A 1,486-nucleotide genomic window follows, 5' to 3' on the forward strand; every position below is an offset into this window, starting at 1 on the left:
TATTAGAATCCTCGATTACGAAAGTAGTCGGGGATTTTTTTTGCTCAAAACTCTTTGGTTGATGGTTGATGGGAGTGTTTACATAATATCCTTTTATGGAATATATTTGAATGGGGAAGAAAAAATGGAACCAAGATCAAAAGTTGGGAGACTAAGCAAAAATTTGGGATAGTCGGTATAGAAAAAAAAGATTTATCAGTCACCCCTCGAAGTTGCATTCTAAAGTTTTTGATTTTCGCATTAAAAGACTCTGCAGATGCATTAGTACTTCTCTTTTCAAAATAGTTGAGGATATCATTATATTGTCGCGTAATTGTGTTTTTTAGGATAGCAAACGATTTAAACCCCGATTCTTCCACATCTTTAAACCAATGTGCGAGTTTGAGCATTGCTACCGATTTTAAGATGTTCTGATTGTAAATCCCTCGTAATTTGTTGGACAAGTTGTAGGCTTTTTTCAAATCGGGATATTCGCTAAACAAAATATCAGCTCTCTCACCTTGGCTTTTTGTCCATTTATCACGACTTTTATAGAGTAAATATCGGCTTCTTGCCAGGAGTTGTTTTCGGGTATCACCATTGCCAAAAATTTGAATTTCAGGTTTTGTTTTATTGTCTTTGGCTTGATTTAGAATTTCATTTTCTAAATCAATCGCTTCCCAACGGTATTTTATTCTTATCTCCTGAACGGCTTCGATTGCTAGTTTTTGAACATGGAAGCGGTCGATAACCTGTATTGCATTAGGAAAGCATCGTTTGGCAATGAGCTTCATAGAACCTGCCATATCCAAAGTCACCTCTTTTGCTTTTAGTCTAATTTCTCGGTTGATTTTAAGGATTTTTTCGATGACTTCTTCGCTTTTTGTACCTTTAATCATCGCCACAATGCTTCCTTTTCTTCCTTTCGATTTTTTAGAAGTCAGTACGGTATAAAGTTCACCTTCAGACAACGCAACTTCGTCTAATGATAAGTGCTTAGAACAGTTTTCGGGATAAAGAATGTAATCTTCAGCGTGGGATTTCAACATCAAAGTATTCGATTAAGTATTCAGGAAGTAAAAACTTCAATAATTCGTGATCATTAAACATAATGCAAAAATAGAGTTTTTATAATTCTCCCCAGGTTTTGTTACTAAACCGTTTTTTGGTTAATTTTTTTGTTTCAAAAAACATTTTCAGTTTCTTTTTTCTTTTCACTGTATTTCATTAGTTTTTATGGTTTTACAAACATTTAGCCAAACACTTTATCGAACTTCGTGATTTAAAGCATCTCAGCATCTCTACAATTTTTAGCAACAAGATTTCGTCCCTCTTCAGTACTCGTCCCGCTGTCCGCTGTATCTTTTGTGCCTGGGCTTTCCCAAGGCTTACAAAAGGATGCCGCTCCCATCGGGGCTAGGATAGAGGGACAGAGACCTCCAATCGGCCTGTGTGTTTACTTTTTGGTTTTTGGTATATTTGAGGTTTTTCACTTTTTTTCAATCAA

General features: G+C 35.6%; 1 protein-coding gene. It reads right to left on the reverse strand.

The features are described from left to right. Positions 1-44: 44 nt before the first annotated feature. On the reverse strand, positions 45-1,028 hold the full coding sequence (locus EIY84_RS11690) for an ISAon1 family transposase (protein ID WP_241154792.1): 984 nt from the start codon (positions 1,026-1,028) through the stop codon (positions 45-47). Positions 1,029-1,486 lie beyond the last annotated feature (458 nt).

It is taken from the genome of Amniculibacterium aquaticum (assembly GCF_003852705.1).
Taxonomy (GTDB): Bacteria; Bacteroidota; Bacteroidia; order Flavobacteriales; family Weeksellaceae; genus Amniculibacterium; species Amniculibacterium aquaticum.

Excerpts from the sequence above, each read along its gene's own strand:
- EIY84_RS11690 (WP_241154792.1), bottom strand. The coding sequence starts at position 1,028 with ATGTTGAAATCCCACGCTGAAGATTACATTCTTTATCCCGAAAACTGT.